The organism is Caballeronia sp. GACF4 (genome assembly GCF_023631025.1).
Lineage (GTDB): Bacteria > Pseudomonadota > Gammaproteobacteria > Burkholderiales > Burkholderiaceae > Caballeronia.
This window is the reverse complement of record NZ_JALQDW010000018.1, coordinates 559,702-574,008: the sequence shown is the minus strand read 5'-3', so window position 1 is coordinate 574,008 and position 14,307 is coordinate 559,702. Positions and strand designations below refer to the sequence as shown.

At 59.7% G+C, this 14,307-nt stretch carries 16 protein-coding genes and 2 riboswitches; of the genes, 8 read left to right on the top strand and 8 right to left on the bottom strand.

The features are described from left to right. Positions 1–18 precede the first annotated feature (18 nt). On the top strand, positions 19–225 hold the full coding sequence (locus tag NCR40_RS17730) for a hypothetical protein (protein WP_244829485.1): 207 nt from the start codon (positions 19–21) through the stop codon (positions 223–225). Between the two features lie 6 nt (positions 226–231). Here NCR40_RS17730 and ppk2 read toward each other — a convergent pair whose 3' ends face one another. Then, positions 232–1,128 carry a polyphosphate kinase 2 gene (ppk2, locus tag NCR40_RS17725; protein WP_250510127.1) on the bottom strand — a complete coding sequence of 299 codons (897 nt, stop codon included), beginning with the start codon at positions 1,126–1,128 and terminating at the stop codon, positions 232–234. Between the two features lie 180 nt (positions 1,129–1,308). On the opposite strand from ppk2, the gene lhpI reads away from it, so the two are divergent. Beyond that, positions 1,309–2,286, top strand: coding sequence for a bifunctional Delta(1)-pyrroline-2-carboxylate/Delta(1)-piperideine-2-carboxylate reductase (gene lhpI, locus NCR40_RS17720; protein ID WP_502800993.1), 978 nt, complete (start codon positions 1,309–1,311; stop codon positions 2,284–2,286). A gap of 13 nt (positions 2,287–2,299) precedes the next feature. Then, positions 2,300–2,677, top strand: a complete 378-nt coding sequence (locus NCR40_RS17715; RefSeq protein ID WP_250510126.1) for a hypothetical protein — start codon at positions 2,300–2,302, stop codon at positions 2,675–2,677. Positions 2,678–2,732: 55 nt separating this feature from the next. Here NCR40_RS17715 and hmuQ read toward each other — a convergent pair whose 3' ends face one another. From hmuQ to NCR40_RS17700, 3 genes are all read right to left on the bottom strand, one after another. Next, entirely contained in the window at positions 2,733–3,047 is a 315-nt protein-coding gene (hmuQ, locus tag NCR40_RS17710; RefSeq protein ID WP_250510125.1) for a heme-degrading protein HmuQ, read from the bottom strand. A gap of 39 nt (positions 3,048–3,086) precedes the next feature. Continuing rightward, positions 3,087–3,458: a DUF1428 domain-containing protein gene (locus NCR40_RS17705; protein WP_250510124.1), complete on the bottom strand. Its 372-nt coding sequence runs from the start codon at positions 3,456–3,458 to the stop codon at positions 3,087–3,089. 61 nt (positions 3,459–3,519) lie between these two features. Continuing rightward, complete coding sequence (locus NCR40_RS17700; RefSeq protein ID WP_250510123.1) at positions 3,520–4,068, bottom strand: histidine phosphatase family protein; 549 nt, start codon at positions 4,066–4,068, stop codon at positions 3,520–3,522. A 41-nt stretch (positions 4,069–4,109) separates the two neighbouring features. Continuing rightward, positions 4,110–4,233, top strand: a riboswitch (cobalamin riboswitch). A gap of 36 nt (positions 4,234–4,269) precedes the next feature. Between NCR40_RS17700 and NCR40_RS17695 the strand changes: the two genes are divergently transcribed. Next, positions 4,270–4,500: a CbtB domain-containing protein gene (locus NCR40_RS17695; RefSeq protein WP_250493651.1), complete on the top strand. Its 231-nt coding sequence runs from the start codon at positions 4,270–4,272 to the stop codon at positions 4,498–4,500. A 9-nt stretch (positions 4,501–4,509) separates the two neighbouring features. Next, the gene (locus NCR40_RS17690) at positions 4,510–5,292 is read left to right on the top strand and encodes a CbtA family protein (RefSeq protein WP_250510122.1); all 783 of its coding nucleotides are present in this window, start codon (positions 4,510–4,512) and stop codon (positions 5,290–5,292) included. A 61-nt stretch (positions 5,293–5,353) separates the two neighbouring features. Here the strand turns inward: NCR40_RS17690 and NCR40_RS17685 are convergent, their stop codons facing one another. From NCR40_RS17685 to NCR40_RS17670, 4 genes are read right to left on the bottom strand one after another with little or no spacing between them, the layout of a single operon-like run. Continuing rightward, entirely contained in the window at positions 5,354–5,590 is a 237-nt protein-coding gene (locus tag NCR40_RS17685) for a DUF1289 domain-containing protein (RefSeq protein WP_250510121.1), read from the bottom strand. Beyond that, positions 5,587–6,888, bottom strand: coding sequence for a cobyrinic acid a,c-diamide synthase CobB (locus NCR40_RS17680; protein WP_250510120.1), 1,302 nt, complete (start codon positions 6,886–6,888; stop codon positions 5,587–5,589). Before NCR40_RS17680 ends, NCR40_RS17685 begins: the two co-directional genes overlap by 4 nt. Before the next feature lie 4 nt (positions 6,889–6,892). Then, a complete protein-coding gene (gene cobO, locus NCR40_RS17675; protein WP_244829493.1) occupies positions 6,893–7,495 on the bottom strand; it encodes a cob(I)yrinic acid a,c-diamide adenosyltransferase in 603 nt (200 codons plus the stop codon). Continuing rightward, entirely contained in the window at positions 7,492–7,872 is a 381-nt protein-coding gene (locus tag NCR40_RS17670; protein ID WP_250467228.1) for a cobalamin biosynthesis protein, read from the bottom strand. Before NCR40_RS17670 ends, cobO begins: the two co-directional genes overlap by 4 nt. Positions 7,873–7,988: 116 nt before the next feature. After that, a riboswitch (cobalamin riboswitch) is annotated at positions 7,989–8,239 on the top strand. 145 nt (positions 8,240–8,384) lie between these two features. Here NCR40_RS17670 and cobW point away from each other — a divergent pair. The 3 genes from cobW to NCR40_RS17655 are packed head-to-tail and all read left to right on the top strand — an operon-like array spanning position 8,385 to position 14,248. Then, a complete protein-coding gene (gene cobW / locus NCR40_RS17665) occupies positions 8,385–9,464 on the top strand; it encodes a cobalamin biosynthesis protein CobW (protein ID WP_250510119.1) in 1,080 nt (359 codons plus the stop codon). A gap of 3 nt (positions 9,465–9,467) precedes the next feature. Next, the gene (gene cobN / locus NCR40_RS17660) at positions 9,468–13,241 is read left to right on the top strand and encodes a cobaltochelatase subunit CobN (RefSeq protein WP_250510118.1); all 3,774 of its coding nucleotides are present in this window, start codon (positions 9,468–9,470) and stop codon (positions 13,239–13,241) included. Continuing rightward, entirely contained in the window at positions 13,238–14,248 is a 1,011-nt protein-coding gene (locus NCR40_RS17655) for a magnesium chelatase ATPase subunit I (protein ID WP_250467222.1), read from the top strand. Before cobN ends, NCR40_RS17655 begins: the two co-directional genes overlap by 4 nt. The last annotated feature ends 59 nt before the right edge of the window (positions 14,249–14,307 follow it).

Here is a 14,307-nt window from a genome sequence, read left to right as displayed (position 1 = left end):
TGGAAATGGGAGCTAAAGATGAAAGCATTAATTGCCCGACAACTGTATCAACCAGCCGTGGTGCTGCCACTGCTGCTACTCATGCGCCTGATGGTCACCCTTGACTTCAACCTCGCGCAAGTCATGTTCGTGATGGTGTTCAAGGGTTCGCAGCAAGCGTATCAGTTTGCCATTCGCCGCACGCTGCACCGTCAGGAACACATCGGGTGCAGTCACTGCTGCTAAAGCGCTTTAGTAAATCTCCGGAACGTACATGGTCTCCGGCACGGGCTGCCGCAAATAATCCGGATTGAATACGCGCTCGGGCAGCGTAATCGCAGAGTGCTCGATCTCGTGATACGGCACCTGACTCAACAGATGATGCATGCAGTTCAGCCGCGCACGCTTCTTGTCGACGGCCTGAACCACCCACCACGGCGCTTCGGGAATGTGTGAACGCTGCAGCATGACTTCCTTAGCGGCTGTATAGGCTTCCCAGCGGCGTCGGCTTTCGAGGTCCATCGGACTCAGCTTCCACTGCTTTAGCGGATCTTCAATACGCGCCTCGAAGCGCACTTCCTGTTCGTCATCGGTAATAGAAAACCAGTACTTGATGATCTGAACGCCGCTACGCACGAGCATCTTTTCGAACTCGGGCACGGAACGGAAGAACTCTTCGTATTCGGCGTCGGTACAGAAGTTCATCACGCGTTCCACGCCCGCGCGGTTATACCAGCTTCGATCGAATAGAACGATTTCGCCGCCTGCCGGAAGATGCGATACGTAGCGCTGGAAATACCATTGCGTGCGTTCACGATTATTCGGCGCAGGCAGAGCAGCGACGCGGCACACGCGTGGGTTCAGCCGCTGCGTGATGCGCTTGATCGCACCACCTTTACCGGCCGCATCGCGGCCTTCAAAAATCACCACGAGTCTATGGCCCGTATGCACAACCCAATCCTGCAACTTCACCAGTTCGCCCTGCAAGCGAAATAGCTCGCGGAAATAGGTCTTACGAAGCAGCCGTTCCTCGTCGGAGAACGCTGCCTCGCCATCCAGGAAGCGGTCGTCGATCTCCATTTCGAACTCTTCGTCGTAGCTGTCGATCAGGTCGGCATGGAAGCGGCGCTGCTTGTCCATCTCGTTCATTGGGGGCTCCGTGGGCGGCTTGCCGCTGCAATTTTTGCGGCGCAGATTGCTTGATTATGACTGTATTCGAAGGCAATCATATGACGGCGTACGCAACGCTTTGCGCGTTTAGTGCACCGAGGGCAAATTGTCGAGGTCGCTTGCGCCGTTAGAATGTTGCGATATTTCAGTGGCATTGCGATGGCAACTTTCCCTTCCGAGGCCAAAGACACGATGAATCAAACCTCAAGCGCGATTCCAATTTTCGACGCCGAACGCACCGCGCAACTCGTTCCTTATGACCGCCTGGTCGACACGCTCGCCGCCACCATGCTCGATTACGCGGCGGGCCGTATCGTGAGTCCGGAGCGCATGGTGGTGCCGCTTGCACAAGGTGGGATCATGTTGTCGATGCCTGCAAGCGCGGCGGACTTGGCCATGCACAAGCTCGTCAACGTGTGCGCGGGTAACGGTGCGCTTGGTTTGCCCACGATTCACGGACAGGTCACCGCATTCGATGCCGTCACCGGCGTGCCGCAATTCATGCTCGACGGCCCAACTGTAACGGGGCGCAGAACGGCGGCGGTATCGATGCTCGCTATCCGCGCTCTAAGCGCGCAGCCGCCGAAACAAGTGCTGGTGATCGGTACGGGCAAGCAGGCGGCCTACCATGCGGAGGCGATCGCAAGCGTTTATCCCGATGCATCGATCATCGTCCAGGGGTCGCGAGCCGAGCGTGCGAATGCCTTTTGCAAGGCCTACGCAGCGGCTTTGCCAAAGCTCGCGGCGCTTGAAAGCTCAAACATTCCCGAAGCTGTCGATGTCGTCATCACCGCGACTACCAGCAAGCAGCCTGTCTATACGCTGCCGGCGCGAGCAGATCGGTTGGTTATCGGTGTTGGCGCCTTTACGCCTGATGCGGCAGAAATAGCGTCGGGCATTATCGATTCAAGCGCTTTGTATGTCGATGACCCGGCAGGCGCGCGCCATGAAGCGGGGGATTTCATCCTTGCCGGTGTGAAATGGGAGAACGTCAATTCACTTGCACAAGCAATCACGGCAAGGGTGAAAAACGAACGCCCGGTCGTATTTAAATCCGTCGGATGCGCGGCATGGGATCTTGCTGCATGTCGAGTTGCTAGAGCTTTATTGTTAGACAAAAATAACCGCGCTATTTAAGGCGCTAGCTGGCTTGGAACGTTCCTTGCTGAATGTCTGTTCAATCGAAAGCTGGCGCAAGCGCCTTTGCACTCAAATGAACAGACCCATGAATAGCCGATACGACACCAGATGGACGCCCGGTTTTCCCGCGCGCGACGACGGAAATGATGGATCAGGCGGTGCGTCCGCACAGCCTAACGCGGCGCCGCCGGCTGCTTACTTTATCTCGGTGCTGGAGCTTGCGACTGGCGAGAAGCTGGGCAATGACGAACGCTTACGCGCCGTCGCCATGCTTGAATCGCAGTTTGGCGAGGGACGTCCACGTACGCTTAAGGAGGCCGTGCGCATTTGTGCCGGAGCCATCGATTCATCGACATTGCAGCGAATGGCGCGTGGCGCTAAGGCTTGAGAAGGGCCTTAGCGAGCGACGCAATTCGTTCACGGTCTTGTAAGACAGGCGGCTCTTATTTAACCGTCTGAACCACTTCGAAGCCTTCGAATTCCGGGTGACCCAAGTAAAGCTGCCTGGTTTCTCCGCCCGCATTACGATGCGCGGCGCGAAATGCGTCCGATTGGGTCCACTGTTCGAACGCAGCATGGTTTGTCCAGATCGTGTGACTCGAGTAGAGCACATGGTCATCCCGCGTCGGTCCCTTTAGGAGATGGAACTCCACGAAGCCCGGCACTTCCTTGAGGTGCGTGTCGCGGCTTGTCCAGAGATGTTCGAAATCGGCTTCCGCGCCTGGAACGATCTTGAAGCGGTTCATGGCAATGTACATGTCGATATGGCTCCTTGGTTTTAGGCATTCGAAAAATAATCAGGTCTTTGACAGTTCGACCAGCGTCCTGAAGCCGCCGAAGAACATGCGTTTGGGATCGAACGGCGGTTCGCCGTTTTCCATCATGCTCTTAAGGCGCGAGTCTTCCATTACTTTGGCGTTGACGGCGTCACGTTGTTCGCGCGATTCATAGACGATCCACGAGAAGACCACCGTTTCGCCTTCCTTGAGATGTACGCTTCGAGGGAACGAGGTGAGCTCGCCTGGCTTAACATCGTCGGCAATACATTCGACAAACTGCAGCGCGCCATATTCCAGCCATATTTTGCCCGCTGCATCGGCCATGCTGCGATACGCGTCGACCTTGTCGATCGGCACTGGTACGACGAAACCATCCACATAGTGCGCCATTGCTGTCTCCTTTGAGCGAACCAGTCGCTGCTTGCTTTGAGCACCGGGCGGCCATCTAAGTTCAGGAGGGCACGTTTGTCCATTTGCCTTCCGCGAACTTGAGCAAGACGGACGATAGCGGCGCGAGATCCATCTTGAGTATCGACGACAACGGTTCGTCGCGCACGATACAGAGCGCCGCCTTCATGACGATGGCGTGCGTTACGACTATGCAGCATTCGTGCTCCGTATTCGAAGCAAGCCCCTCAAGCGCTTTCTTAACGCGCTTTGACAGCATTGCCACGCTCTCGCCGCCATGCGGCCTTGCATGGGGATCGGAAAGCCATGCCGCAACGTCTTGAGGCTCGCGCTCACTAATCTCGCGAATGGAACGACCGCGCCATTCTCCATAGTCGATGTCGTCGAATGCGGCATCGATCGAAAAATCTGTCGTGATCCAAGCCGCTGTTTCGCAAGCAGCGCGGGCCGGGCTGGATGTTACACGGCTTGGCTCGCCCGGGACATCGAGCGTGCATTCAGCCTGTTCGACAGGCTCGTCGCCTTGCGGAAAACGCCCGCTTTTCATGGCATGCGTGGCGGCGTGGCACAGCAAAATCAATGTCGATTGCATAGGCTTTAGCTCATGGTCGTTTTACTTTGCCGGCAATCATCATAGAATGGCAAGCCTGCAGTGCGAGGAAGCCGGTGGAAGCCCGGCACGGTCGCGCCACTGTATGCGGTTCGCGCTAAGAGCGCGATGCCGCGAGTCAGACCCCGCTGCATGCTCTTCGTCTATCGGGACGCGCTTTTCCCTGGAGAAATTTCAATGAATATGTCCAACGCGCCGGCTTTTTCCGCTGGCATTGCAACGCCCGCTAACGATGCGCCGGTCCCCATTCCGGTGCGTGAGGTCCTTCCTTGGGCCGTTTTTATCGGCCTCGTTCTGCTGATCGCGATTTATTTCGTCGGCGCCGAGCAAGGTGCAACGTCCATTATCTCGGGCATGTACGTCCACGAATTCGTTCACGATGGCCGACACTTGCTCGGCTTTCCGTGCCACTGAGGACGAAGCATGATTCGCAACTTGCTTATACGCGGCATGGTCGCGGGACTCGTCGCGGGCCTGATCGGCTTTGGCTCTGCGCGCGGCTTCGGCGAACCTTCAGTTGCTCGGGCTATCGCGTTCGAGGAACAGCACGAGCATGCACAAGCGCCCGCACACGATCATCACGATGAAGCGGCGGCAGCGCAATCGCATAGTCACGGTGATGATGAAGAACTCGTTAGCCGGGACACGCAAGCGGGTTTGGGCTTACTAACGGGCGTGGTGGTGTTCGGCACGGCTTTAGGCGGTATTTTCTCGCTGATCTTTGCCTTGGCTTATGGGCGGCTCGGCTCGTTGCATGCGCGCGGAACGTCGGTTTTGCTTGCGCTCATTGGTTTCGTTAGCGTTGCGCTCGTGCCGTTCATCAAATATCCCCCAAACCCGCCCGCCGTGGGCAATGCCGAAACCATCGGTCCGCGTACGGCGCTTTTCTTCGGCATGGTGGCGATATCAATCGTCGGCGCGGTGTTCGCGGTCTATGCGCAGCGACGCTTGCAGGCGCGTCGCGGCAACTGGAACGCGGCGCTTATTGCGGCGGCTGGTTATGTCATCCTGATGGTTATCGCGCAAGTGGCACTGCCTTCTGTCGACGAAGTACCCGCCGACTTTTCCGCGTCGTTGTTGTGGAATTTCAGGCTGACTGCCGTCGGTATCCAGGCATTGATCTGGGCAACGCTTGGACTGCTCTTCGGCGCGCTTGCGTCACGTGAACTCGAGCGTCCGGCAGCGCGTCGCATGGCCGCTGCCTGAATCGAATGCTCGATGGGTATCAAAAGGCCCGCGTCGCTTGAGCACGAGCGCGGGCCTTCGTTCATTGCGAGGCCGCGCGCCGCTCAAGCAACTGGTCGAACAACGCGAGCTTCGCGTGATCGTCCATCGTTCTAAAGAATTTAATTTCCTCGCGGCTTCTAAAGCATCCCGCGCACAGGCCGCTCGATGCATCGAGCTTGCACACGCCGGTGCACGGCGAGCCGATTGGTTCCTGCGTGCTGGCGCGTTCGATCATCTCGGCGAGATCGCGTGGCCCGATTTCGGTCGATGTCGTCATAGCGCTTCGCCGCGAAAGAGCGTAGCCATTGCTGCAGGATTCGATGGCCAGTAAGCGTGCATGTAAGTGGCCGTTATCGCGCCATGACGATAAAGCGCTTCGCCCTGCGCACCTGTCGTTGCGTGCGTGGCTGTCGTGAAAGGCTGCATCGATGTCTTGAGCGTCGAATAGTGAAAGGTGTGGCCGGTGAGTGGACCGTGGGCGGTGTCGACTCGTTGCATCGCCAGCCGCGAAAGACGGCGTTGCATGGTGGCGTCGCCGGGAAGGGCGCTTAGCATTGAATGACGATTGCCTTCGACATCCGTCAGTGCGTCGAGCAGGTAGAGCATACCGCCGCATTCCGCGACTACCGCGCGATTGCGCGCGATATGTTCTCTTATCGAAGCGCGCGTGCACGCATTGGAAGCAAGCGTCGCGGCATGAAGCTCGGGGTAGCCGCCGGGCAAGTAGAGCGCATCGACATGGGCGGGTACGGGCTCATCCGCTAGCGGGGAAAAATAGCTGACGCTTGCGCCCGATGCCTTTAGCAAATCGACATTCGCGGGATAAATAAATGAAAACGCGGCGTCCCGCGCGATCGCAATGTGCAATCCGTCGAGAAGACGCGGCGGTTCACTTGGCGTGATGTCGTCGTCGAAGCGAACGAGCGGCGGCAAATCGGCAAGCGTGGTCGCGGCAATGGCATCGGCGGCGCGGTCGAGACGCGCATCCAGGTCCGCCACTTCCCGCGCTTGAGTAAGGCCGAGGTGACGTTCGGGTAGCGCGATATCGTCCGCGTTCGAAAAATGACCGCAATAGCGCAGCCCTTCGGGGATGGCTTCGGCCAGCATCTGTGCATGGCGCGCAGACGCCACGCGATTTGCAAGCACGCCATGAAACGGCACATCGGGCCGATAACGCGCAAGTCCGAACGCAAGCGCGCCGAAGGTTTGCGCCATGCCATGCGCGCCGATTACCGCAAGCACTGGCACATTGAACGCAGCGGCGAGATCGGCGCTGCTCGGCGTGCCATCGAAGAGGCCCATTACGCCTTCGATCAAAATAAGGTCGGCTTCCTTGGCGGCCGCGGAAAGCATCGCGCGGCACGCTTCCAGTCCGACCATCCAAAGATGCAGCGAATAAACGGGCGACCCGCATGCCCGCTCGAGAATCATCGGATCGAGAAAATCCGGCCCGGTCTTGAAGACGCGCACGCGCCTGCCTTGCCGCGTGTGATGACGTGCAAGCGCGGCCGTCACCGTGGTCTTGCCTTGATGCGACGCGCTCGCGCCGATGAAGAGTGCGGGACAGTCTGCCATTGCGTCAGAACTCGACGCCGCGTTGCGCCTTGACGCCCTGCTCGCGATAAGGGTGCTTTACGAGGCGCATTTCGGTGACGAGATCGGCTATTTCAATGAGCTCATCGGCCGCGTGTCGTCCTGTCACGACGACATGCAGCATGGCCGGCCGTGCCTTTAGCACGCCGAGTACTTCCTCGAGCGGCAAATATTCGTACTTGAGCACGGCATTGAGCTCGTCGAGTACGACCATCTGATACTCGCCGCTTTGGATCATGCGTCGTGCTTCGTCCCATCCCTTGCGCGCCGTGGCGATGTCCGCCTCGCGATTTTGCGTGTTCCACGTATAGCCATCGCCCATCGTCACGAAATCGCAATGCGCGATTGCGCCAAGGAAATCGCGTTCCGACGTATGCAGCGCGCCTTTGATAAATTGCACCACGCCGAGTTTCATGCCGTGCCCGAGCACGCGCATGGCCATGCCGAATGCAGCGGTGGTCTTGCCTTTGCCGTTGCCGGTATTGACGATCAACAGGCCCTTTTCATGGTCGGCGGCGGCCTGCTTTTTCTCATGGCCTTCCTTGCGCCGCTGGGTCATGCGCAAATGCGATTCGGTATCGGTTTTCATGCTTGTTTCTTCGATGGTGTCTCTGCAATAGCGACCGTCACGCCGCCCGCGATAGTCTTGTGCACGACGAGCCGGCCGCCGCTGGCAATGAGCGCGCAAGGCTCGCATACGCCGTCGACATTCAAATGCCGCCTGGCCTGCGATAAGAATTTCCCAGGCGCGCGCTCGATTTGATCGGCGCTAAAGAAATCCACGCGCAATTGATGACGCTCGCAAAATGCAAGCAATCCTGTTTCGTCTTTCTTAGCGTCGATGCTTGCCACGCTGGCGATATCGGCAAATGCGAGCGTGCCAAGCGCACCACGCACAGCGCGTTCTATTGCTTCGGCGCTTACGCCGCGGCGGCAGCCGATGCCGATGACGAGCGCGGCGCTCATGCTAAACGAAGCCAATTCATGGAGGTCGACTTGAAAAGCCTTAAGGCGGAGGAAAGATACCATACCGGACGCTTAGGCAGGCACCATGCTTTCTTGACGCCTAACCCCGCTAGCCCTAGACTTTCAATAGTTCAGGTGCTCGCGCGCCAAGTCTTTAGCGCGCAGTTGAACGGGAAACAGGAAGCGCGCGTTCAGGCGAACGCAAGCCAACCTGTGCTGCCCCCGCAACGGTAAGCGAAAGCCACGCATGACATGCGCGGCAAGCCGGTTTCAAAGCCACTGTGCTAGGCGTTCAAAGCGTCCGGCGCGGGAAGGCGAAGCGGCTATTTTCGTCAGCCCGGATACCGGCCAGAATTACCGAAGGGATTTCCTTAGCCGCGGGGTTGCGGCGTATCCCCAGATCCACCGAGTCGTGCGCTTTTCCATGTCCATGCCGCTGCAAAGGTCGAATAGACCGCATCGCGCACACCATCACGCATAGGGCGCACGCATCAATCAAGCACGGAGCAACGATGCAAACGCGCAAGATCCCCGTCACGGTCGTGACCGGCTTCCTCGGCAGCGGCAAAACCACGCTGATGCGGCACATTCTTTCGAACGCGCAGGGCAAGCGCATCGCGGTCATCGTCAACGAGTTCGGCGAGCTCGGTATCGATGGAGAAATTTTCAAGGGCTGCGGTATCGGTTGCGACGACGAAGCAGGCTCCGCCGAACGCAATCTCTATGAACTCGCGAACGGTTGCTTGTGTTGCACCGTGCAGGAAGAGTTTTATCCGGTGATGGAGCAACTGCTTGAACGGCGCGACAGTATCGATCACGTGTTGATTGAAACGTCCGGGCTTGCCTTGCCCAAGCCGCTCGTGCAGGCCTTCAACTGGCCGTCCATCAAGAACGCCTTCACCGTGGACGCGGTCGTTACCGTGGTCGACGGTCCGGCTGCGGCAAGCGGTCAGTTCGCGGCAAATCCCATCGCCGTCGATGCGCAGCGCAAGGCCGATCCGAATCTCGATCACGAATCGCCGTTGCATGAGTTGTTCGAAGACCAACTGTCGTCGGCGGATCTCGTCATCGTCAACAAGACCGATCTCATGGATGCCGCCGCGTTGAGCAAGGTCGATGCGCTCGTGCGCCCCGAGATTCCGCCCGAAGTGAAGATCGTTCCCGCGCAGATGGGCAAACTCGACGTGCATGCGCTGCTCGGCTTGCAATCCGCATCGGAAGAGACCATTCATCTGCGGCACGACCATCATGGCTCGCCCGACGAAGACGGTCATGCGGATCATCATCACGACGAGTTCGATTCCGTGGTGGTCGCAGCGGATGTCGAGTCGCGCGAACAGCTGCTTGCGGCACTGCACGTGCTGGTGGAAAGGCACACGATTTACCGTGTGAAGGGCTTCGCGGCGTTGCCGGGTGCCGCCATGCGGCTCGTCGTGCAAGGCGTGGGGCGACGCTTCGACAGTTACTTCGACAGGCGCTGGAACGAAGGCGAGGCATCGAGTCGCTTCGTGCTTATCGGCGAGGACCTCGACCGCGAAACGCTGCAACGTGCCTTCGTTTCCGCGTTGCAGAACTTACCCGTGCAGGCCTGAGCGATGCATCTGCTGCGCACGACTCCGGGAGGCTTCGTCGACGACGCCGCAGGCGTGATGCGGATCGAGCAGACGCGCGCGCCCATCGTCGTGCTCAGTTCGGCCGATACCACGCTCGCGCTGCTCGCAAGCGTCTTTCCACGTCTCGGCCCCGGCTTTCCGGAAGTGCGGCTCGCAAATCAATCGTTCCTGCGCCAGAACGCTTCGGTCGACTTTTATGTCGACGACATTCTGCGTCATGCAAAGGTCGTCATCGTCGATCATCTCGGCGGCGAATCGTATTGGCCCTACGGTATCGAGCGTCTCGTCGCTTTGGCAAAGCGCGAAAAGCAAATGCTCGCCATGTTTTCGGGCGATCTTTCGGAAGACCCGAATCTCATCGGCAAGAGTACGGCCGATGCCGCGTTCTGCCGCGACCTGTCGCGCTATTTACGTGAAGGCGGCGCGCGCAATGCCGAAGAGTTTCTACGCGCCATCGCGCATCGCGCGTTCGGTTGGGGACGCGAAGCGCACGCGCCGAGCGCGTTGCCCGCGGTCGCGATCTATCACCCCGAGCGCGAAAGCGCTTCTAGCGACGATTGGCGCGAACGCTGGACCGAAGGCGCGCCGGTGGTTGCCATTCTTTTCTATCGCGCGCATCTTCAATCAGGCAACACCGCTGTGTTCGATGCATTCATCGAAGCGCTCGAACGCGAGGGCATGAATCCGCTGCCCATTGCGATTGCATCGCTCAAGGAAAGTCTGAGCCGCGAAGTAGTGGAGCGTTTGTGCGCGCAGCATGTTGCATCGCTCGTGCTCAATACCACGGCGTTCGCTGCGGGCGTGATCGGAGAAAGCGAAGCATTCGAAGTGGCCGGCGATGCGCCCGTGATGCAAGTGATCTTGAGCGGGGGCAATCGCGATGACTGGCAGAAGGACAATCAAGGCCTGAATTCGCGCGATGTCGCCATGCACGTGGCGCTCCCCGAGGTGGATGGCCGTATCATCACGCGAGCGGTGAGCTTCAAGGGGCTTGCTTATCGATGCCCGCATACGCAGGTCGACGTGGTGCGTTATCAAGCCGATACCGAGCGCATGCGCTTCGTCGCCGAACTCAGCGCGCGCTGGTGCAAGCTCAGACATACGCCGAACGAGCGCAAGCGCATCGCGCTCGTCTTGGCGAATTATCCGGCGAGCGAAGGGCGCATTGGCAACGGCGTGGGACTGGACACGCCGGCATCGGCCATCAACATCTTGCAGTTGCTCGAGCGTGAAGGCTATCGCTTAGACCAGATTCCCGAACATGGCGATGCGCTCATCGAAGCGCTTACGCGAGGCGTGACGAACGACCCTGTCGTGCGCGATCTTCGCCCGGCCCTGCAAAGTCTTGCGCTCGAAGATTATCTCGATGCCTATCGCGCGTTGCCGCTGGATGCACGGCAAGCACTGGAAAATACATGGGGCGCGCCTGAAGACGATCCGACGATACGGCGCGGCCGCTTCATGATTGCAGGCTTGCGTTGCGGTGAAGTGTTCATCGGCATTCAGCCTTCGCGCTCGCGCGAGCGCAACGATTATGCGAGCTATCACGATGCCGAGCTCGTGCCGCCGCATGCGTATCTCGCGTTTTATTTTTGGTTGCGCTTGCGTTTCCAGGCCGATGCGCTCGTGCATGTCGGCAAGCATGGCAACCTCGAATGGCTGCCGGGCAAGAGCGTTGCGTTGTCGGCATCGTGCTGGCCCGATCTCATTCTCGGTCCCATGCCGCATCTCTATCCCTTCATCGTGAACGATCCGGGCGAGGGAAGTCAGGCCAAGCGTCGCGCGCAGGCGGTCATCATCGACCATCTGATGCCGCCGCTCACGCGTGCCGAAAACTATGGGCCGCTGCAGGATCTCGAACGACAAGTGGACGAATACTACGAAGCGCTCATGGTCGATACGCGCCGCGCGAAGCTGCTGCGCAAGTCCATCCTCGCGAACATCGTCGAGAACAGATTGCATGAGGAACTCGGGCTCGACGCACCGGGCGACTTGCAGGGTGAAGACACATTGCTTACGCGTGCCGATGCCTATCTGTGCGAACTGAAGGAAGCGCAGATACGCGATGGCTTGCATGTGTTCGGCGTATCACCCGAAGGCGTGCAAAGGCGCGATACGCTGCTCGCATTGGGCCGTTTTCCGACCGGCGACGGACGCGGTGCAAATGCAAGTCTCATCACGGCCATGGCGCGCGATCTCGCGCTCGGTGAAGCGTTCGATCCGCTCGATGCCGACTGGGCGGCGCCATGGAATGGACCTCGCCCCGACGCGCTTCAAAACGCGGTCGACGCGCCTTGGCGGCATCATGGCGATACACGCGAACGCCTCGAATCGTTAGCATTGCAACTATTTCAAGGCGATGCCGAATCGCCGGGGCCGCAAACGACGCTGGTGCTCGAACGCTTGCAAGGCGATGTGCTCGCGCGTCTTGACGCGTGTGGTCCGCAAGAGCTCGAGCAACTGAAGCGCGGGCTTGAGGGCCGCTTCGTGCCGCCTGGTCCGAGCGGTTCTCCATCGCGCGGCAGACCGGACGTGTTGCCTACCGGACGCAATTTTTATTCGGTCGACACACGCGCATTGCCGACGCAGGCCGCATGGTCCATCGGCCTCAAGTCGGCCAATCTGCTGGTGGAAAGACACGTGCAGGATCACGGCGATTTCCCGCGCGCCATCGGCCTTTCCGTGTGGGGCACGGCGACCATGCGCACTGGCGGCGACGATATGGCCCAGGCGTTCGCACTGATCGGCGTACGGCCGAAGTGGGCGGCGGGAAGCAATCGCGTGACGGACTTCGAGATACTGCCAATCTCCATCTTCAACCGGCCGCGTATCGACGTTACCTTGCGCGTATCGGGGTTCTTTCGCGACGCCTTCGCCAATCTCATGCATCTTTTCGATGCGGCGGTGCAAGCCGTCGCCGAACTCGAAGACGAGCCCGAGGATATCAATCCGATTCGCGCGCGCGTCATGCGTGAGCGCGATGAACTGATCGGTCGCGGTATGAATGCGAAAGAAGCGCGGCAACGTGCAGGCTGGCGCGTGTTCAGCACGAAGCCGGGCGCATATGGCGCGGGCTTGCAGGAACTGATCGATGCGAAGCAATGGCAGAGCGACGCCGATCTCTCGGCCGCGTATCAAAGCACGGGAGGCTATGCGTATTCGCAGGCGCAAGACGGCGTGGATGCGCGAGCGAGCTTCGGCACGCGGCTTTCCGCGCTCGATGTCGTGCTTCAGAATCAAGATAACCGCGAGCACGATCTGCTGGACTCGAACGACTACCATCAGTTTCAGGGCGGCATGGTCGCGGCCGTGCGTTATCTTTCGGGCCTGCAACCGCAGGCGTATAACGCGGATCATAGCAATCCCGCCGCGCCGCGCGTGCGGACCTTGAACGAAGAGATTGCACGCGTGGTGCGCTCGCGCGTGGTCAATCCAAAATGGATCGACGGCGTCAAGCGTCACGGCTACAAAGGCGCATCCGAACTCGCTGCAACGGTGGATTATCTCTATGGATACGACGCCACGGCGCGTGTCGTATCGGATCATCAATACGCGCTCGTTACCGACGCTTACGTGAACGACGCAGACACGCGCGAGTTCATCACGCAGCACAATCCTCACGCGCTCCAATCGATATGCGAGCGTCTGCTCGAAGCCATGGAGCGCGGTTTATGGCAAGAGCCGGGCGGCTATCGCGCTGACGTGACGCGCCATTTGCTCGATGTCGAACTGCAACTCGAAGGCCGACAGACTTGAACCCGAACGACGCTGATTTTCCGGTGTTTCCCTTTACCGCGCTCGTCGGGCAGGAGGCCTTGCAGCAGGCGCTCGTGCTCGCGGCTATCGATCCGGCGCTTGGCGGCGTGCTCGTCAGCGGCCCACGCGGAACGGCGAAGTCCACTGCCGCACGCGCCCTTGCCGAGCTATTGCCCGAAGGCCGGCTCGTCACGCTGCCGCTCGGCGCAAGCGAAGAGCAGTTGATCGGTACGCTCGATATTCAAAGCGCCTTGCGCGACGGCGGCGTGACCTTTTCGCCGGGCTTGCTTGCAAAAGCGCATCTCGGCGTGCTCTATGTCGATGAAGTGAATCTGCTGCCCAACCCGCTCGTCGATCAGTTGCTGGATGTCGCGGCAAGCGGCGTGAACGTCATCGAGCGCGATGGTATTTCGCATCGGCATGAAGCGCGTTTCGTATTGATCGGCACGATGAATCCCGAAGAAGGCGAATTGCGTCCGCAATTGCTCGACCGCTTCGGGCTCGCGGTCGAATTGAACAATTGCTTCGATGCGAGCGTGCGGCAACGGATCGTCAGGGCGCGGCTCGCGTTCGATATGGATGCTGAAGCATTCTGCGCACGCCATGCCGACGCACAGTCGGCGCTAGCAGAACGCATTCATGCAGCACGTGCCGTGCTATTCGCGCTCGATCCGGACGACGCGGTGCATGCGCGCGTGAGCGCGCTTTGCATCGCCGCCCACGTGGATGGCTTGCGCGCCGATCTCGTGATGCTGCGTGCGGCGAGAGCGCTCGCGGCATTCGAAGGCGCGAGCAACGTGCAGACGCTTCACGTCGATCGCGTGGCCGACGCCGTGCTGAAGCATCGACGACGCGAGGCCGATGCATCGCAAGGCGAAGCGCCGCAGCAGCCCGCCCCGCGCGATAACGGCAGCACGAATGAAAGCGATTGGGGCTACATGCCGCCCGAGCCAGCAGGCACGGCGAAGGTCAAGCAAGTCAGACCGCTTGCCGCAAAAAAAGCCTGAGCCATCGGAGACACGAAGCGGATGCTCAAGAGCATCGTCTTCGATGGCGTGAAGCGCGG